At 59.6% G+C, this 17,887-nt stretch carries 15 protein-coding genes, 1 tRNA gene and 1 pseudogene; 7 read left to right on the forward strand and 10 right to left on the reverse strand.

Annotation, left to right across the window (positions count from 1 at the left end):
* Positions 1–1,155 (forward strand): amino acid ABC transporter permease, encoded by a 1,155-nt coding sequence (locus tag LPU83_RS51185; protein ID WP_024318028.1) that lies wholly within the window; start codon positions 1–3, stop codon positions 1,153–1,155.
* A 20-nt stretch (positions 1,156–1,175) separates the two neighbouring features.
* The gene (locus tag LPU83_RS51190) at positions 1,176–1,949 is read left to right on the forward strand and encodes an amino acid ABC transporter ATP-binding protein (protein ID WP_024318027.1); all 774 of its coding nucleotides are present in this window, start codon (positions 1,176–1,178) and stop codon (positions 1,947–1,949) included.
* Positions 1,950–2,113: 164 nt separating this feature from the next.
* On the opposite strand, the gene LPU83_RS51195 is transcribed toward LPU83_RS51190, so the two are convergent.
* On the reverse strand, positions 2,114–2,548 hold the full coding sequence (locus LPU83_RS51195; protein WP_024318026.1) for a hypothetical protein: 435 nt from the start codon (positions 2,546–2,548) through the stop codon (positions 2,114–2,116).
* A 227-nt stretch (positions 2,549–2,775) separates the two neighbouring features.
* On the opposite strand from LPU83_RS51195, the gene LPU83_RS51200 reads away from it, so the two are divergent.
* Together LPU83_RS51200 and LPU83_RS51205 are read left to right on the forward strand one after the other, a co-directional pair.
* Positions 2,776–3,837, forward strand: a complete 1,062-nt coding sequence (locus LPU83_RS51200) for a class I SAM-dependent methyltransferase (RefSeq protein WP_024318025.1) — start codon at positions 2,776–2,778, stop codon at positions 3,835–3,837.
* A gap of 240 nt (positions 3,838–4,077) precedes the next feature.
* Positions 4,078–4,152, forward strand: a tRNA-Glu gene (locus LPU83_RS51205).
* Positions 4,153–4,286: 134 nt separating this feature from the next.
* Here the strand turns inward: LPU83_RS51205 and LPU83_RS75835 are convergent.
* Positions 4,287–4,625: an HNH endonuclease gene (locus tag LPU83_RS75835; RefSeq protein ID WP_374046215.1), complete on the reverse strand. Its 339-nt coding sequence runs from the start codon at positions 4,623–4,625 to the stop codon at positions 4,287–4,289.
* Positions 4,626–4,670: 45 nt separating this feature from the next.
* Between LPU83_RS75835 and LPU83_RS51215 the strand changes: the two genes are divergently transcribed.
* The gene (locus tag LPU83_RS51215; RefSeq protein WP_037070321.1) at positions 4,671–6,653 is read left to right on the forward strand and encodes an NHL repeat-containing protein; all 1,983 of its coding nucleotides are present in this window, start codon (positions 4,671–4,673) and stop codon (positions 6,651–6,653) included.
* A 90-nt stretch (positions 6,654–6,743) separates the two neighbouring features.
* On the forward strand, positions 6,744–8,603 hold the full coding sequence (locus tag LPU83_RS51220) for a mechanosensitive ion channel family protein (protein ID WP_037069846.1): 1,860 nt from the start codon (positions 6,744–6,746) through the stop codon (positions 8,601–8,603).
* On the opposite strand, the gene LPU83_RS51225 is transcribed toward LPU83_RS51220, so the two are convergent.
* The 4 genes from LPU83_RS51225 to LPU83_RS51240 form a co-directional block, all read right to left on the reverse strand.
* Positions 8,600–8,749: a hypothetical protein gene (locus LPU83_RS51225; RefSeq protein WP_231052285.1), complete on the reverse strand. Its 150-nt coding sequence runs from the start codon at positions 8,747–8,749 to the stop codon at positions 8,600–8,602. The two genes, LPU83_RS51220 and LPU83_RS51225, sit on opposite strands and share 4 nt — an antisense overlap.
* Before the next feature lie 776 nt (positions 8,750–9,525).
* On the reverse strand, positions 9,526–10,857 hold the full coding sequence (locus tag LPU83_RS51230; protein WP_024318021.1) for an NAD(P)/FAD-dependent oxidoreductase: 1,332 nt from the start codon (positions 10,855–10,857) through the stop codon (positions 9,526–9,528).
* A 109-nt stretch (positions 10,858–10,966) separates the two neighbouring features.
* Complete coding sequence (locus LPU83_RS51235) at positions 10,967–12,193, reverse strand: adenylate/guanylate cyclase domain-containing protein (protein WP_024318020.1); 1,227 nt, start codon at positions 12,191–12,193, stop codon at positions 10,967–10,969.
* A 121-nt stretch (positions 12,194–12,314) separates the two neighbouring features.
* Positions 12,315–13,079 carry a TIM barrel protein gene (locus LPU83_RS51240; RefSeq protein ID WP_024318019.1) on the reverse strand — a complete coding sequence of 255 codons (765 nt, stop codon included), beginning with the start codon at positions 13,077–13,079 and terminating at the stop codon, positions 12,315–12,317.
* Between the two features lie 218 nt (positions 13,080–13,297).
* Between LPU83_RS51240 and LPU83_RS51245 the strand changes: the two genes are divergently transcribed.
* A complete protein-coding gene (locus LPU83_RS51245) occupies positions 13,298–14,239 on the forward strand; it encodes a lytic transglycosylase domain-containing protein (RefSeq protein ID WP_024318018.1) in 942 nt (313 codons plus the stop codon).
* A 322-nt stretch (positions 14,240–14,561) separates the two neighbouring features.
* Here the strand turns inward: LPU83_RS51245 and LPU83_RS74160 are convergent.
* The 4 genes and pseudogenes from LPU83_RS74160 to LPU83_RS51270 form a co-directional block, all read right to left on the reverse strand.
* Positions 14,562–14,799: pseudogene (locus tag LPU83_RS74160) on the reverse strand (hypothetical protein).
* Between the two features lie 100 nt (positions 14,800–14,899).
* A complete protein-coding gene (locus LPU83_RS51260) occupies positions 14,900–15,421 on the reverse strand; it encodes a DUF992 domain-containing protein (protein WP_024318017.1) in 522 nt (173 codons plus the stop codon).
* 225 nt (positions 15,422–15,646) lie between these two features.
* Complete coding sequence (locus LPU83_RS51265) at positions 15,647–16,576, reverse strand: sugar ABC transporter substrate-binding protein (RefSeq protein ID WP_024318016.1); 930 nt, start codon at positions 16,574–16,576, stop codon at positions 15,647–15,649.
* 237 nt (positions 16,577–16,813) lie between these two features.
* A complete protein-coding gene (locus LPU83_RS51270) occupies positions 16,814–17,848 on the reverse strand; it encodes a sterol desaturase family protein (protein WP_024318015.1) in 1,035 nt (344 codons plus the stop codon).
* Positions 17,849–17,887 lie beyond the last annotated feature (39 nt).

Consider the following 17,887-nt stretch of genomic DNA (forward strand, 5'->3'; position numbering starts at 1 on the left):
ATGCCGACTTCCAACCAACCCTTCGTCAGAACCAACTTCCTCGACGCCGAACCTGCACCGCGCAGCGAAAGTGGCCCGCTGGCCTGGATTCGCAAGAACCTGCTGGCAACTCCCAAGGACATCGTGCTGACGGTTCTCGCCGTTGCCCTCCTCGCCTGGGCGTTGCCGCACATGATTAACTGGCTGTTCATTCAAGCCGTCTGGACCGGAACAGATCGCACGTTCTGCGCAACGGCCGTTCAGGGAGGCACTCAGCCCGACGGCTGGAGCGGCGCCTGCTGGGCATTCGTCGATGCGAAGTTCGACCAGTTCGTGTTCGGTCGATATCCCCTCGACGAGCGCTGGCGCCCGACGATCGTCGGGATCTTGTTCGTGCTCCTGCTGGTGCCAATGCTCATACCCAAGGCGCCGTTCAAGGGCACCAACGCGATCCTGCTTTTCATCGTCCTGCCGCTTCTTGCCTTCTGGCTGCTTTACGGCGGCTTTGGCCTTGAGATCGTCGACACGCCGCTCTGGGGCGGCCTGATGGTGACGCTGGTGCTTTCGTTCGTCGGCATTGCCGTGTCGCTGCCGTTCGGCATCATCCTGGCGCTTGGTCGCCGCTCAAACATGCCTGTCATCAAGATGGTCTGCGTCGCCTTCATCGAGATCATCCGCGGCATACCGCTGATCACGGTGCTCTTCATGGCGAGCGTGATGCTGCCGCTGTTTCTGCCTACCGGATACACGATCGACAAACTGCTGCGCGCCCTGATCGGTGTTGCGATCTTTGCGTCTGCCTATATGGCCGAGGTCATCCGCGGCGGTCTGCAGGCGATCCCGAAGGGCCAGTCCGAAGGCGCCGACTCACTCGGGCTCGGCTACTGGCAGAAGATGCGCCTCATCATCCTGCCGCAGGCGATCAAGCTGGTCATCCCCGGCATCGTCAACACCTTCATCGGCATGTTCAAGGACACGTCGCTGGTATCGATCATCGGCATGTTCGATCTGCTTGGCATTGTCCGGTTCAACTTTACCGACGCCAACTGGGCAAGCGCAGTGACGCCCTTGACAGGGCTGATTTTCGCAGGCTTCGTTTTTTGGCTGTTCTGCTTCGGCATGTCGCGTTATTCAGGCTTTATGGAACGCTATCTCGATACCGGCCACAAACGATAAAAGATTAAGGGAACGAACGCATGGCTGAGGCTCAACCAAAGAAGATGACCGTTTCGGCAACCGATGTTGCTGTCGACATCATCGGCATGAACAAGTGGTACGGCGATTTTCACGTGCTGCGCGACATTAGTCTGAAGGTGATGCGTGGCGAACGCATCGTCATTGCCGGCCCCTCGGGCTCCGGAAAGTCGACAATGATCCGCTGCATCAACCGTCTGGAGGAACACCAGAAGGGCCAGATCATCGTCGATGGCGTCGAACTCACCAACGACCTGAAGAAGATCGATGAAGTGCGCCGCGAAGTCGGTATGGTCTTCCAGCACTTCAACCTCTTCCCGCATTTGACCATTCTGGAAAACTGCACGCTGGCACCGATCTGGGTGCGCAAGATGCCGAAGAAGCAGGCGGAAGAGATCGCCATGCACTTCCTGAAGCGCGTCAAGATCCCGGAGCAGGCCCATAAGTATCCGGGCCAGCTCTCGGGCGGTCAGCAGCAGCGCGTGGCGATCGCCCGTTCGCTCTGCATGAACCCGAAGATCATGCTTTTCGACGAGCCGACCTCGGCGCTCGACCCCGAAATGATCAAGGAAGTCCTGGAGACCATGGTCGGACTGGCCGAGGAAGGTATGACCATGCTCTGCGTGACGCACGAAATGGGTTTTGCCCGTCAGGTCGCCAACCGCGTCATCTTCATGGACCAGGGCCAGATCGTCGAACAGAATTCGCCGGCCGAATTCTTCGACAATCCGCAGCACGAGCGCACCAAGCTCTTCCTCAGCCAGATTTTGCACTAGGCCGATTGGAGCACCGAATTCAAGGGCCGTCGGACTTCCGGCGGCCTTTTTGTTTAGAGCACTTCTGGCCGACCAGTTTGAGCACATCGCCACCGTAGCGCGTAAAACAAAAGGCCCCAATAACGGACCCAATAACGGGGCCTTTCGAGATGCGCAACGGTCCATCAGCTCTTCAGCTTGGCATTGCAGAGGCTATAAAAGCCGCCACCCTTCTGAATCCATTTCAGGCCATTGAGCGTGTTGGCGTCCTTGTTCTGATGGTAGGAGTCGACGCAAGTGTGCATCCGGCCCTTGCCAGGTGTTTCCTTCGCATACTTCGGTGCAACGGCTGTCGGGAACGAAACGCCCTTGGGCGCCGTCATCGTCGGCTTTGCCGGCTCTTCGCCGCTATTGAGCGTAACATCCGGCTCGGCCGTCGCATCCGGGCCGCATTGCGCCTTGCGGAAGTCATTCCACTTCATGTCCTTCGCAGAGCCGTCAGCCTGCGCCGACTTATACTTCGCGCTGCATTCCTTCATGCTCAGCGCCGAGGACGGCGTTGCAAACGCCAGCGCCCCGAGCAGGGAAACGGATGCAAGAATAGTGAAATGCTTGATCATGATCTTTCCTCCAAGCCTCCAGGGCGATCGAACTATCAATCCGACCCATTTTCTTGTCAACGCGACAATTGGCGCAACCAACACGTTAAATATGTCCATTGATCGCCCTGCATTTGCAAACGGAAAATGTATCACCGCAATGCCATCCTGTCGCCTTCGCGGCAAACGCTGACGGTGATATAGTCCACCGGGGCTGGTCCTTTCCTGCATTCTCGATGGAGGAAGACATGCGCGAACCTGACATGCAGAAAGTGGATGCACTCGTCGGTCGGTTGATCGGCGACGTAGGCGCGGCCGTATCCGGAGCGCTGGTGGTGCTTGGCGATGACCTCGGCCTGTTCAAGGCCATGGCCGACGGAAAGCCACGCAACTCGTCTGATGTATCGAAGGAAACCGGCATAAAGGAGCGGTACATCAGGGAATGGCTGTCCGCGCTCGCGGCCGCCGACTACCTCAGCTATGACGAGAAAACCGATCGCTTTCACCTGACGCCGGAGCAGGCAATGGTTTTTGCCGAGGAGGACAGCCCTGCCTTCTTCGCTGGCGCTTTTCAGGTCGTGCAGGCCTTGTGGATGGACGAACCCAAGGTGGCCGACGCCTTCCGTACCGGGAAGGGCGTGGGATGGCACGAGCATAGCACTTGTCTGTTCCGAGGTACGGAGCGCTTCTTCCGCACTGGTTACAACAACAATCTCGTTGCCGACTGGATTCCGGCACTGCAGGGCGTCGAAGCCCGCCTGAAGGCCGGCGCGAAAGTCGCCGATGTCGGCTGTGGCCATGGCGCTTCGACGATCTTGATGGCTCAAGCATACCCAGCTTCGAAGTTCTTCGGCTTCGACTATCACGCGCCGTCGATCGAGCGGGCAAAGGCCGCGGCCAAGGAAGCCGGTGTTTCCGACCGCGTCACGTTCCAACAGGCTCCGGCGGCTGGCTTCCCTGAAGGGAGTTACGACCTCATCGCCATGTTCGACTGCCTGCACGACATGGGAGATCCGGTCGGCGCCGGCAAGCATGTGAAGGAATCGCTTTCGGCTGACGGTACCTGGCTGATCGTCGAGCCCTTCGCCCATGACTGCCTGAAGGACAACCTCAATCCGGTGGGCCGTGTCTACTACGGCGCATCGACGATGATCTGCACACCGGCCTCGCTCTCTCAGGAGGTCGGGCTGGCGCTCGGCGCGCAAGCCGGCGAGACCAAGCTGAGGAAAGTCGCCCTCGATGCCGGCTTCAAGCATTTCCGCCGCGCCACCGAAACACCTTTCAACATGGTCTTCGAGGTGCGCGCCTGAGGAAAATTGCGACATTGGCGACGTGGCAGGCTCCGGCCGGCCACGTCCGCTGAAACTTTCCACATGGCCGCGAACAGCGTGTGGCACAAGAAATAACATAGTGATATCAAAACGATAATCATAGCACTTCGAACGCCATAAGCGCGAAGCAAAGAAAAAATCGCGCCATTGTGATTTTTTCTTGTTTTGCCGCTTGCGGGATTCAAAGTGCCTGACTATAAGGGCGCCACCACGAAGGAAGCGCCCTTCGTCTATCGGTTAGGACACCAGATTTTCATTCTGGGAAGAGGGGTTCGACTCCCCTAGGGCGTACCAAATTACTAATATAAATCAAATACGTAGAGATGATCTACATTAGCCGGGTAATAGCCGTCACCCTGGGGCACGCCGGGGGCACATGAAATGGCCGGCGCATTTTCTTGGGGCAAGGAACGCGCCGCAAATGAGAGCTAAACCTCCTGAGGATCTGGCACCATTTTTGTCTTCTCCTTGCCGGTAGTGCGCGGATAGTCGACCAATCTTCCAATGCTGCCTATTACCGAACGCCGCAGGCGACCACGGTCTGGGTCATAGTGCAGCTGGCGGTGGCAGTTCGGGCAGCAACCAACCGCGTTGTCGGCTGTATCGGGACCGCCTTCTGCCAGAGGTCGCACGTGGTGGACTTCCAGGTAGGGCTCGCCGCCTTCACGATCGAATGGTGCCGGCCGTCTGCAAACCTCGCGCGGCCTCCTGCCCCAAAGGGCAATATGCGCACGCCAATTCTCCAGACTATGATGAGGAGCAAGCACATCCTTCGCGGAATGGTTGGTTCGCGCGAACGGGAGGTCCTCGAAATGATCAGAGTACGTTGGGTGGCAGCGTCTGTGGCCGCACTTGCTGTGTGTTCGCTCTCGCAAGCCAGTTTTGCAGACGACCTTGCCGGCGCGGTGAGGCTCGGCGGGCAGGCCGTTTCCGGAGCCAAGGTGATACTATGGCGCACAGCCGGCAACGCGGCGCCTTCGTCGCTCGCCGAGGCATCGACAGACGCGAGCGGCGCGTTCGAGATGCCGGGCTTTCCTGAAGGCAAGGCTGGCGGCGTCTACTATCTGACAACCAGAACAGGGCCAAGCGACGCGGTGGCCCTGCTGTCCGTGCTGGGCGAGAAAGCGCCTCCGGCGGTCGTGGTCAACGAACTGACGACGGTCGCGTCAGTGTTCACCAACGCGCGCTTTATTAACGGAACCGCGATCAGCGGCAACGACGTAGGGTTGCGGATCGCGGCGGGCAACGTGCCGAACCTCGTCGATCCTTCGACCGGAACCTGGGGCAAGGTGGTCTTGAACCCGTTGAACAGTTCCCAGACGGCGACGCTGGCGAAACTGAACACCCTGGGAAATCTGATCACCGCCTTCGCGACCACGGCCGACGCAGCGTGGAGGACCGAATTCCTGAAAACCGCGACAGCAGACGGCGCGGCGGCGCCGACGGACACCTTGCAGGCAATGGCCGGTATCGCCCGCCGGCCCTGGGTCAACACAACGGCGCTCTACGGCCTGTTTGACGCAGCCTACCCACAGCCGAAGGACGGCGCGCGGCGTGACGCGCCCCTTCTGCCCTATCTCTTTCATGCGCCGTCGGATTTCGCCCTGTCGCTCTGGTTCGATGGTGGCGGGGCGCTCGCCGCAGGCAAACAGTCGATTGACGCTGATGGCAATATCTGGAGCGGTGTCAACTGGATGCCCGGCTCGCAATCCGGCGTTGCCGCCAATATCGGCGGAGGCACAGCGAAGTACGCCCCTGACGGCACCGCGCTGTCGCCCGCCATCACCGGGTTCACCGGCATGGGGCTCGATGGCGTCGGCTGGGGCACCGGGGTATCGGAGGACAAGGTCTGGATCGGTGGTCTCAACGGGACGATCCTGCTCATGGGCCTCGATGGAAAACCGATCGGTCAGGAAAGCGATTTCCCAATGGCTGGCCAGCTCGGCGGCCTCATGGGGAGCGGCTTCTCCGAGAACGGCGACGTCTGGATGGCCGACGGCACGCGGAACCGCCTGCTGCACTTTCCCGGCGGTCGTGTGGCGGACGGGCGCATCGTCGAGGTACCCGGATTGAAATCCCCCTTCGGCGTCGCGATCGACGCTCAGAATCGGGTGTGGGTCAGTAACTCGCAGTCCAACACAGTCGTTCGGTTCGGTGTCGATGATCCGTCGAAGATCGAGAGATTCACGGTCGGCGGCAGCGTCCGCGGCGTGGCACTCGGTTCGAAGGGCAACCTATGGGCTGCCAGCAACGAGCCGCCGGAGTTTCCGCCGGAAAAAATCCCGGACGGCGTCCCGATCATGGTGCAGTTTGAGATCGCATTGAAGCACATGCTGACCGTGCTTGAGGAGAACCCGAAGTTGAAAACCGGCGTGCTCAATATGATCACGTCCGATGGCACCCAATCTACCTCGAAAGGATACGGTGACGGCGTCGTGAGCGTGCCGTGGGGCGTCTCGATCGACGGCGCCGACGACGTCTGGTTCGGCAACTTCTGGGGCCGCGGGGTTGGGCTGATGGCCGGGACCGATCCGAAGAGTCACGCGGCGGGGACGAAGACAGGCGATGTCATCCACATATTCCAGAGCGGCGCTATCCAGATGATCACCGACGTCGGCATCGACCCAGCGGGCAATGACTGGGCGGCACACAATTGGAACGACCTCGATGCAGTCGTCGCCAAGGATCCGACCGATCCGATCTTGACCAAGGGCGGCGGGCAGGGCGTCGTGGTCCTCTACGGTGTCGCCGCCCCCGTGAGGACGCCCCTGCTTGGTATGGTACGAAAGCCATAAGCATCAGCACACCGAGGCGTACCCGTCCCAACCGGGTGCGCCCGGCATCCGTGAAGGCATCAACATCGCCTCAAAAGCGGGACGGGGAATATGACCAAAGAGCTACCGGCCGGCGTGGACCTCAGTGCTGCGATATCGGACATTGAGCGGTCTGTCGACGGTTTTGCGGTGGGCCTCTATGCGCGGCTTTCTGCGTGGTTGGAAGTGCCTCCCGAGTTCGCGGCCTTGCGGGGGGCACTAGCGGACGCTTCGACGTCACTTCTCCTCCTTTCTTTCGAAATCATTCTGGTGACGGTGCTAACAGCCGGCACATTTCTTGTGGTCACTCGGCAAGTGAAGATTAGGAGTGCAGCGAGAGGTGCGTGGCAACGTTTCTTCTTCAGGGCGGCGGCTGCAGTCGCGGCCCTTGCCATTGGTTTTGCCATCGCGAGGTTGCTTGCCGATCCGGGGCTGCCCTTGACGACGCTTCGAGTCTGGACGGTCATCACAGTTATCGGCAGTGCCATTTTATTTCTGATGAAAGCCATTTTGATGGCATCCCGCCGCCCGGAATGCCGCGGCCGCTCCTTTCATATGTCGGCGCTGGCTCGTGACCTGCAACTGGTGATCGCTTGGACGATGATGGGGTTCGGGCTCCTTTTGACGTTGCAGCTTTGGCGGAGCGGCCCCGGCCTTATTGACCTAACCCGCACGTTCTTGGTTGGAATTCCCGCCTTTCTTCTATTTTCAAGAGCGGTTTGGCGGCACAAACGGGCGATGGCCAGTGCCGTTGCTGGGCCGGGTCCGAGGAGCCGTTGGCGCACCCGCCTTGCCAAATCATGGCCGGGAATAGTTATCGGATTCCTCGGCATCACATTTCTCAGCAGCCAGATCGCCCTCACATTGGGAGCGCCGCTCCCCGGACCGGCCGTGGCTTTGACGGCCCTCATGCTCTTTCTGACACCGCATCTTGATACAATGATTGCGAGCTGGGCACAGCGAGAGTTGGAATCTCCCAAAATCTCCATTCTCGCGGCCGCCGGGCGACAGACAGCGCGCTTCGCTATTTTAATCGGAGCAGTAGCGATGTTGGGAACAGTGTGGGCAACGCCGCTGGCACTCGGACTGGGCTTCGAATTGCGAAGCGTTGCACGCGAAGCGTTCCAAATAGCAGTGATTTCCCTTGTGGCGGCATTCCTTTGGAACGTGGTCGGAACGTTGAACGCTCGTGCCTTAATTCAAGGGCGTCCAGCACTCGAGGGTGACAACGACAAGCTGGTCGCGCCACGCTCCAGGCTCGGGACGATCGTCCCATTGCTCAGTGTGGTTGGAAAATCCAGCATTCTGATGCTGGCGTTGCTCTCTATCCTCGTGTCACTTGACATCAATGTTTGGCCACTGATCACTGGTCTGAGCGTTTTTGGACTCGCTATTGGATTTGGTTCGCAAACGCTTGTCAAAGACGTGGTGTCCGGCCTCTTCTTCCTGATCGATGACGCATTCCGTTTCGGCGAGTACATCGAAACGTCGGGTGCCAAGGGAACGGTAGAAAAGATTTCGATACGGTCCGTATCGCTGCGCAACTCGCGTGGCTCGATCGCCACGGTGCCCTACGGCCAGATAGGCAAGATTCAGAATTTCAGTCGCGATTGGGCCATCGAGAAGCTGACCTTTCGCGTTGCGTTCGACACTGATGTCGAATTGGTCCGGAAGCTCTTCAAGAAGATTGGCCAGGATATTGCTGCAGACCCGGAGCTTGCCCCTGACCTTATTGAACCGTTCAAGAGTAAAGGGATCGGCGACGTCGAGGATGGGACGCTGATAATCAAAGCCGCGTTCACGGCGAAGCCAGGCAAACAGTCCATGATCCGCCGCGCAGCCTTGACGGCAGTGCAAAACGCATTCCGTGAGAATGGTATTTATGCCGTGCCAAAGCCCCTGACACACCAAGCTGAACCGACAGCTGGTTAGCTGTCGACGATCTCGTAACCGGCTGCCTTGACGAAGGTATCGATAGCCTCGCGCTGACGTCTCTCACTGTCCTTGTCCTGCCCGACATTGGCCGAGCTGGAGGTCCGGAGATAGGCCACCGCCTTTATTCTTCCCTTGCTACTCAAGGTATCGATCCTCCTTGAGCAATTGATACACAAACTATAGGGAACGGATCCCAGCTAAAAGGCGGACGATGTCTGTGAAGGCTTGTATTTTCTCGTTCGGCTATGGCCAGTTCGATCTGGCGCAGGCGCAATTCTGCAATTTCGGCCGCCACCCTGCCTGCACCCTCCGGAACAAACCGCTGTATTAGCGGTCCTACCCTCTCGGCAAGCACGAGCATCAGGTCGATGGACGGCGGGACGGGATTGGCAGGACAGTAGCGCTCGATGCGCCATGCGCATTTCAGCGCGCGGACGGCGGAAGCCCTGTCGCCGCTTGCCTCCGCCTGCTCTGCCAACTGTCTCAGATCGGCAACCAGGCGTTCACGGAGCGCTCCATTGTTCGTGTGAGTGGTCCGCCGATCTTTACAGAATGCTTTTTACAGGGGCAGATCGGGGGCAGTTCACCCTGTCACGGCATGGCTCTTCGTTACAGAATACGGCACAAGAAAGTTAAGTGATTTCAATGGATGAGGCAATTTTGACGCCTCTTTGCACGCCTCGGCACAGGTGCAAAAGAGCTTCTCATTCTGTAAAGAGGGGTTCGATTCCCCTAGGGCGTACCAGACCTCTCAATTGCAGATTGCGCGCCTGATGGCACATGCGCGACACTCCATATTCACATGCGTGATCACACGCTCGTCACGTTTGCGATCCAGGCGCCGTGGCCGTGGCGGGCGCATTCGAGGTGGCGGCAACGCTGGTATAAACAGCGCGGAAGAAGCACTAGCGCAGCGCAATCAGAAGCCGCTGATGAGCTCTACCTTCGAGCCGTCGGTAAAGCGCGAGAATCGGAACGCGCTCAGGTCGACGGCAGGCGCCCGGCCCGTCACGATATCAGCCATCAATCGTCCCGCTGCCGGCCCAATGCCGAAGCCATGCCCGGAAAATCCGGTTGCGATATGAAAGCCGGGAATGGCGTCGACAGCCGAGATGACAGGCACGGCATCCGGCGTGACATCGATGTAGCCGCCCCAACGCTGCGCGATTTCCGCCCTCTCGAACACGGGAAACGCCCTCTTCAGGCCGCCGAGCGCATCCTGCGTCAATCTCTTCGAGGGCACAGGATCGAGAACCCGATGATATTCGAAGGGACTTGCATCATCCATCGACCAGCGTCTCGGAATGCGCAACTCGTCGACGAAGCGACCGGCGAGGCGGAAGGAAAGCGACTTCCACTCCGACCGTAATGCCGGCAGGAAGGCAGCAGCATAGCGAAACGAGGCCGGCACGATGTCGACGATGTTGTGGTGCCCGCAGGCCACGGTATAGCCACCGTCCTGTCGCTTGCGGATCGCGAAATCCTTTGCCCAGATCGTCTGCTCCGGCCCGCCTTCCAGCGGCTTCGTGCGCATCACGCTGTTCAGCACCTTGAGCTGCGGCAGGTCGATCCCGAAGCGTCCGGCAAACAGGCTGGACCATGCCCCGCCCGCCAAAACCACAGCCTTGCAGGCGATTGCCCCGCGCTCCGTTACCACGCCGCTGACGGCTCCCGCCGAGGTTTCGACGCCGCGTACGGCGCATTCCGTCAGAATCGTCGCCCCCTTGTCGCGTGCAGCCTCAGCGATCGCCGGTGCCGCCTTTTGCGGCTCCGCCCGGCCATCGGCTGGTGTGTAGAGCGCTCCCGACATATCTAGCCTGGAGCCGGGAACCACGTCGCCGAATTCACGCGCCGTCAGGATGCGGGATTCGATCTGGTAGCCGTCCAGATTGGTGCGCCAGCGCTCGTGGTCGGCCAGTTCCTTCTCGTTGGCGCAGATGAAGACGATGCCGGCCCGCTTGAACCCGGTTTCGCGCCCCGTGCGCTTGTCGAGCCCCTCCCATATCCTGAGCGACTCGGCCATCAGCGGCACCTCGCGCGGATCACGCATCGAAATCCGCACCCAGCCCCAGTTCCGGCTGGACTGTTCCTTGCCGATCCCGCCCTTCTCGCAGAGTGTCACGCGCAGGCCGCGTTCGGCGAGCTCCAGCGCCGTGGAGCAACCGATGATGCCGCCGCCGATCACGACGACGTCGCACTCTTTCGGAAGTTCCTCGTCGCCATGGACGGGAACGACATACGGACCGGGCATGAAGGATGGTCTCCTGGCAGGGACTCAAAGATCGTTTGACTCCGGTAGCCTACGACCCCGCTACGCGTTTAGAAACCCTGCTCGCGCTTTGTCGGTATACCTGCCGCTCTCACGATTGCTTGAAGGCAAAGACATCGACGGGCTCGCCCAATCCCCGAAGGGGGAATGAGCCGAGGCTTTCCATGCCTTCCTTGCAAGACGCCATCTCGACGAACGCCCTGGAGAAGAGCACCGGACGCTTGATTTCCTTCGTCAGGCTTTCCAGGCGCGAGGCCACGTTGACCGCAGGCCCGATCACCGTGAAATCGAGCCGCCGTCGCGAGCCGATGTTCCCATACATGACGTCGCCGACATGTACGCCAATCCCGTAGCGCAGCACCTCACGGCCATCGCGCCCGTTCTGCTCGTTCAGGGTGGCGACAGCGCCCTCTGCCTCCTTGATTGCCACCAGCAGGTTCCTGCAGGCCATCGGATCGGCCAGCGGGAAGATCGCCAACATGCCGTCGCCCATGAACTTGAGGATCTCGCCGCCATGTTTCTCGATCGGCTCCGACATCGCGTCGAAATAGCCGTTCAGCAGGTCGATCACGTCGTCGCGCGGCCACTGATCCGAGATCGTCGTGAAATCGCGCAGGTCACAGATCAGGATCGCCGCACCGACGGTCGCACCGCTGCCGCGTGTCGTTGCCCCGGCAAGGATCTGTCCGCTGGCATGGGGACCAACGTAGGTTTCCAGCAAAGTCCGCGCGAGAATGTTCTTGATGCGAATCTCGGTGACAAGCGTCAAGGCAGGAAGAACGTCTTTGAGGAAAGCGATATGTTCCTCTGCGAAGCCGCCGGACCGATCGCTGGAGAAGGTCGCAATGTGCCGCTTGCCAAGCGTGTGTTCCATTGGCCAGGCGATATACTCCGTGAGCCCGTCACGTATCAGTTCGTCATAGAACTGATGGTGGCCGTCGCCGTCGCGCATCGTCTCGAGGTTTTTGCGGACCTCGGTCGCGCCGCTGAAAATCTCGTTCACCGGGCTGTTGCGGAACTGCGGTGTGTTCTCGACACCATAGCCAAATGTATCAATCTTGGCCTCTCCCAACCCGGCTTTCCAGAGAATGCGAGCACCGAGCCATTGCGGATGGAGCGTTCTGAAATGCAACGATGCCCGCGCGACAGGCACGCCCTCGTCACGCAGTCGCTGGCACATCTGCACGAATATGTTGTCGATGAAGCGCTCGTCACGCGTTTCATTGACCAGCCAATCGATAATCTTTCGCCGACGCGAGGGCCACGCACCTTCGCTCTGGTCCACGAAATACAAAGGTACGTCCGAAAGGGATTGCATGGTTACGCTCCACAAACACAGTCGCCTCACGATTGAGGGAAGACATTACTCATCCACTACATGGTGCACGACGCGTCAGATTGAAATGGCTGAGACCATCCGAGTATGAATCACGCTGCTCTTAACCGAGCATACGCCGGGTCTCTACAATTGTCGCGGCGCTCGCCGCCAACGGCCGATATTCCAGCCCGATCGCACCGTGGTATCCATGTTCGACGAGCCAATCGATGCGCCGTCTAAGGTCGATATCGCCGCTGCCCGGCTCGTTCCGGCCCGGATGATCGGCGATATGGACGTGGAAAACCCGGTCGATGTCCCCGCCAATCACCTCGGCCGTGGCCTCGCCCATCACGGCGGAATGATAGATATCATAGATGATGCCGATCTCCGGACGCCCCGTCGCCTTTACGATCTCGATGCCTTCAACCGTGGAATGAAGGAAATAGCCAACATGGTCGATCAACGTGTTGAGTGGCTCGAGACCAAGACGCACCCCGCTGCCCTCAAGAATCTCACCAGCGGCGGTCAGGGTTTCGATCAGCGCCGCCTTCTGCTCTTGGCGAGACTTGCCGGGAAGGTCATCGCCCGCCTGCGCAATCAATGTGTGAGCACCGAGGCGTCTGGCCGTTTCAATGGAACTTTTCAGGCCTTTCAGGAACGCGTCCTTATTGGCACGATCGGTGAGGGCAATCATCGGTTCGGCAACAAAACTACTGAGTTCCATGCCGGTTTCCGTCTGCGCCCATTCGATGCTGCCGATATCCTTGTTCGTCCACTTCCAGAATTCGACGGCCTCCGCGCCATGCGTGTGCGCAAGCCGGATCCTGTCCGCAAAATTGTCGGCTTCGGCTGCGAACAGCCATTCGATGCAAGCGGAAAGTCTCATGGCGGCCTCGCTGAATCGGGAGCTCTTTTGCAGACAATAGTCGAGCGGCGGCAACAGGCATATGGCAAAAGCCTTCTATGCTCCGTTTCTGTCTTGACGTCATATTCAGCGTTGCTAACGTGCAGATGCGTATTAATCTCCCAACTACGCCCGTCATAATTGACGGGCGTATCTTTTCCGGCTCGGCACAGAAGTCCACGAATTGCGACAGAGAGACGATGGCTGCAGTGGGCGTATCGTTTAGCAAAGCAGGCTTCGTTACTCTTGTTGCCGGCTTTCTGTCGGCACATCCCGAGATGGCTGTTTCCCAGCCGCCCGCCGCGACATCCCATCGCGTCTGCGTCTATTCGCTCGCGGTACCGAACTCCGGCGAGCGCCTTTGCATCACACGCGAGACATACGGCCGCGATCTCTGCGTCGCGATCGATCACTTCGCACGGGAAAACCACCTACCGGCGGAGTATTTCGCCCGCCTGATCTGGCGGGAAAGCCGCTTCCGGGCGGGCGCCATCAGTCCCAAGGGCGCGCAGGGTATTGCACAGTTCATGCCCGATACGGCCAGGCTGCGCGGGTTGAGGGATAGTTTCGATGTCCTCGAATCCCTCAAGGAATCAGCACGATATCTCGACGAGCTGCGGACACGTTTTGGCAATCTCGGCCTTGCCGCCGCAGCCTACAATGCCGGCGAGCAGGGACTGGCGGTCTATCTCGATACAGGTCTCCTGCCCTTCGAGACGCGCAGCTACGTCCTCGCCATAACCGCGAGTACGATCGAGCAATGGAAGAACGATCCTCCGGGCGATGCCGCGCAGTTTCTGAGCCCGGACAAGCCCTTCATCGATAGCTGCATCGAACTTGCCAGCAAACGCCGGCTGACCGAAACCGCCTCGGTTCAACAGGGCCCGTGGGCACCCTGGGGCGCGCAGCTTGCAGCGCATAGCAACGATGCAGCGGCCCTTCGCCTGTTTTCGGCGGTCGCGCGCCAGCTTCCGACGTCACTTGCGAGCGAAGAGCCGGTCGTCGTACGCGTCCGCGATCGCAGCTTCGGCTTCAGGCCGCGCTATGCGGCCCGTATCGGCAGGCAGACCCGCGCGGAAGCCGACAAGGTCTGCCTGAGCGTCCGCGCCGCCGGAGCGGCCTGCACCGTTTTCAGAAACTGAGGCACGGGTTGCGAACCTGTCGATGGACGGCAACGACAGGCCACTTTTCTCATGCGACGATGAACCTCGGCGCGAGTTTTGCGTTTCTCTTGCGGGAGGAACGCGCCATGCACAGCACGCCAAACAGACAGATCAGAAATCCGGGACCGCGGGGTCGGAGTGTCGCCAATCAAGGCAGACGAAACGGCGCCGATACTGCAGAAGAGCGCAAGCTACACAAACTCCAGGGACGCCATGCCACTGAACACGAAATTCAGCCCAATTCCACCGCTGGGCCGCCAAAACTTCGATAGCGGCAGCCAACCGAGCGCACAGCAGAGTATCAGTCCGTCAGGAAGTCCGGAGCGGTCTGCTGATAGGTCAACTTGAGTGTTCCATCAGGCTGGACCACGTATTTCTAAAATGTGCGATAGCCCCATTTTCCCAAGAACGTGTTCTTGACGACCGTTCCTGGAGGATGAGTGTGCGACGCGCCCATAGGTCAGGCTTCCCGGCATGGGCTCAAGCGGCGGCGCAGTCGCGTTGCAGCCGGAAAGCACCATTGCAGCGAATTGCGGCATATCTCACGGTTCCCTCCACTGCCGAACCCCAAAAAGCTGGCCGCGCGAGAATGCGGCCAGACTTATGCACGATCGCCAAACGATTGCCGGCGAGACATCCTTAGCCCTGCGGCGTCAACGTCATGGACGTCCCGGTTGCAGCAACGTTGAGGCCGAGCTGGCCGGTCACGCTCAGCGTCTGCAAGTGGACCGAGCCACTGGTGCCGCCAACGAGGATGTTGGCACCGACACCGGCAACGAGCGTCGCTTCAGCCGATGCGCCTTGGTAGAGGCCGCCCAGCGAGCCATGATGGTATCCCGTGGTCGGTGCAAACACCGCCCACACAATCCGGCCGCGCGTGGTAAACCCGACATCGACGCCCAACTTACGGATCGCACCTGTGTACCGATCCTGCGCCTCGCTGCCCGAGGTCGGGCTAAACACGCAATCGACCGATTTTGCCGAACCGAGGACGTAACCAACACCGCCACCGATATCGCAAGTCAGGATCCCGATCTTGACACCGTCACGCGCGTCGGCCTCAGGCGCTTGGTAGGTGGTCACCAAATCGGCCGCGATAACACTCGAGGCCAGGGCTTGCACCAGGGATGCGGCAGCAACAACGGTCGCGATCTTCTTCATCATTTTCTCCTTGTATTGGCCGGAGATAGATAGCGTATCGCTGCGGTTTACCAATGCCGTTGATGCATGGCTGCCCTTCGTATCTTGCAGCATGACGCTGTCTGAAAGCAATTCGTGCCGCCGCGACTGGCACCAGGCGCCTGTCCGGGCTGCCGAAACAGCGCGATCACGGCGAAGCCCAAGGCGCCGCCGTGATCCGTGAGCCCGATCGTGAGGCGACCCGAGCTAGTTGAGGTTTTCGAACTGAGCCATGTTCCGCTGGGTAACGAGCTGGAACGGGATCCAGACCTCACGATCCAGTTTCTCGCCCCTCGCCGCCTTGACTGCTGCGTCAATCGATCCCTTGCCCTGCCCTTTCGCGTCCTGGAACACGGTGACCTTGAGGTCTCCAGCCTTCATTGCCTGCAGGGCCTCGGGCGTGGCGTCGATGCCGGCGACGAGGATCTTGTCGGTCGATGCACCTGAATTCTTGAGTGCGGCAATCGCGCCCAGCGCCATTTCGTCGTTGTTGGCGATGACCGCATCGAATTCCAAACCCGACGTCAGCCAATTCGAGACCAGGTCGGCACCGTTCACTCGGCTCCAGCTTCCGACTTGCTCCTGAACCACTTTGAGGCCGCTGCATTCGGGTGTCTTGATGACGTCGTGCACATCCTGCGTCCGCTGACGGGCTGCCTGGCTGGTCAAGTCACCGATCATGATAACGACATTTCCCTTGCCGCCGAGCATCCGACAGACTTCCTTGGTCTGCAGGGTCCCGGATTCGATTTCGTTGGAGCCGACAAAGGCCTGCTGCTTGCCGAGCGTCGACAGATCGGTGGGCTGCACGTTCACGTAGATGAGGGGAATGCCGGCCTCTTCGGCAACCTTGCTGAGCGCGGGTGTGCCATCTGAATCGACGGGATCGACGATGATCGCGGATACGCCGCTGGTCGCAAAGTTGCGGACCTGATCGAGCTGCTTGTTGACGTCAGTCGTCGCGTCCTCGATCTGCAATTCCACCCCGATCGACTTGGCATAGGCGTCCATGCCGTTGACGATCAGCGTTTGGAAGTTATTCGACAGCGTGCCCATTGAAACGCCAATGCGTTCAGCAGCATGAGTTTGAGTTGAAAGCACCAGTGCGAGTGCGCTGGCGCTCAAGAATTTAAGCATGTTCTCCTCCCAGAGATGGTGCGGCACCCGATGTCCGCATCAAGACGGTAGCCGCGCTCAAACTCCTCGTCCGCGAAAATAATGATGAAAAAACCTCATCTTGGGAGCCGCGCCGGTCCTCCGGCCAGCAAAAAGCCAGGCTGTATTTGGACATGCAAAACCCCCGAAGGTTGATGTCCAACTTTCGGGGGTCAGTTCATATAGCCGGGCTTTTTGCTCAGGAGGAGGATCGAACTTTCAACTTGCCTGCTGCCGTCCGCGCGCCTTCTTTTCCTGGCGCCGGCGTGCCTGTTCCATAAACCGCTTGTCCATCCGCTCCTGCGCCTCGGCCGAGCCGTCGTGGAAAGTGCCGAACCACTTGTCGAGCGGGATCACGCCGTCAGCGTAGTTGCATTCGAAGTACTTGTGATGGAGGTAGTGGTCGTAAGCGTGGGTGTCGATCGCGCTGTCCTCGCCAAAGACGATCTTGTCGAAGCCGGCATGTCCGGGGGCCGGAGCAAGGCCGGCATGCGCAAGATGAAAGATCGCATGGACGGGGTTGGACGGCACGACCCAGTGGATCAGCACACCCGAAAAATAAAGCAGGTGTTCGACAGGATGCATTGCCAGACCGGACCAGGGGCCAGGATTGACGTTGTTGTGATGCAGCTTGTGGATGGCATGGTAGAGCGGCGGCCAGTGGATCAGACGATGAACCAGGTAGAAATGCAGGTCCCGAAACGTCGGGATCGAAAACATCACGATGGCACAGTAGACCGGATGGTCCGCGAACGAGACATAGGGAATGATACCGTTGGCGAAAGCCCAGAGCGTCAGCACTTCGAAAGCCGTCCAGATCGGCACGGCGCTGGCGAAGGTCCAGATGACGTTGTCGATGGTTTGATTTCCGAACAGAAACGCGTCGTTGCCGACCGACGGCCATTTCGCGTTGTATTTGAAGCTCGTCCCCTGCTTGCGTTGCATGTAAAGCCGCAGATGGAACATCCCGAAGAAGACGAGCACGAGGGCGGCGTTGCGGATCACAAGGTAGGCGATCCAGCCGACCGAAAAGCTCTTCATCGTCTCGAGCGACGGCGTCGCATACAGCCAGAGCAATGTCCCGATGACCGCATAGAGCACGTTCCAGGGCATCAGATATCCCGGATAGCCAAAGACCCACTTCAAAAATCGGATCGGCTGCACCGGCCACACAAATACAGGCGGGTAGGAAAGCAGTTTGAACGGCGCCCAGTCGCCACGCTTGTTGCGCTTGCCGAAAAGTGTATCGTCCATTGCCACTCCTCCGTATCGAATATTCCTTAAAATACCGAA

This window comes from Rhizobium favelukesii, from assembly GCF_000577275.2.
In the GTDB taxonomy this organism is placed as follows: domain Bacteria; phylum Pseudomonadota; class Alphaproteobacteria; order Rhizobiales; family Rhizobiaceae; genus Rhizobium; species Rhizobium favelukesii.

What these genes read in the sequence shown, in the direction of transcription:
- LPU83_RS51220 (WP_037069846.1), top strand. Translation starts at nt 6,744, where the DNA reads ATGACCAAAGAGCTACCGGCCGGCGTGGACCTCAGTGCTGCGATATCG.
- LPU83_RS51230 (WP_024318021.1), bottom strand. Translation starts at nt 10,857, where the DNA reads ATGCCCGGTCCGTATGTCGTTCCCGTCCATGGCGACGAGGAACTTCCG.
- LPU83_RS51195 (WP_024318026.1), bottom strand. Translation starts at nt 2,548, where the DNA reads ATGATCAAGCATTTCACTATTCTTGCATCCGTTTCCCTGCTCGGGGCG.
- LPU83_RS51235 (WP_024318020.1), bottom strand. Translation starts at nt 12,193, where the DNA reads ATGCAATCCCTTTCGGACGTACCTTTGTATTTCGTGGACCAGAGCGAA.
- LPU83_RS51240 (WP_024318019.1), bottom strand. Translation starts at nt 13,079, where the DNA reads ATGAGACTTTCCGCTTGCATCGAATGGCTGTTCGCAGCCGAAGCCGAC.
- LPU83_RS51190 (WP_024318027.1), top strand. Translation starts at nt 1,176, where the DNA reads ATGGCTGAGGCTCAACCAAAGAAGATGACCGTTTCGGCAACCGATGTT.
- LPU83_RS51270 (WP_024318015.1), bottom strand. Translation starts at nt 17,848, where the DNA reads ATGGACGATACACTTTTCGGCAAGCGCAACAAGCGTGGCGACTGGGCG.
- LPU83_RS51260 (WP_024318017.1), bottom strand. Translation starts at nt 15,421, where the DNA reads ATGAAGAAGATCGCGACCGTTGTTGCTGCCGCATCCCTGGTGCAAGCC.
- LPU83_RS51265 (WP_024318016.1), bottom strand. Translation starts at nt 16,576, where the DNA reads ATGCTTAAATTCTTGAGCGCCAGCGCACTCGCACTGGTGCTTTCAACT.
- LPU83_RS51200 (WP_024318025.1), top strand. Translation starts at nt 2,776, where the DNA reads ATGCGCGAACCTGACATGCAGAAAGTGGATGCACTCGTCGGTCGGTTG.
- LPU83_RS51185 (WP_024318028.1), top strand. Translation starts at nt 1, where the DNA reads ATGCCGACTTCCAACCAACCCTTCGTCAGAACCAACTTCCTCGACGCC.
- LPU83_RS51245 (WP_024318018.1), top strand. Translation starts at nt 13,298, where the DNA reads ATGGCTGCAGTGGGCGTATCGTTTAGCAAAGCAGGCTTCGTTACTCTT.
- LPU83_RS51215 (WP_037070321.1), top strand. Translation starts at nt 4,671, where the DNA reads ATGATCAGAGTACGTTGGGTGGCAGCGTCTGTGGCCGCACTTGCTGTG.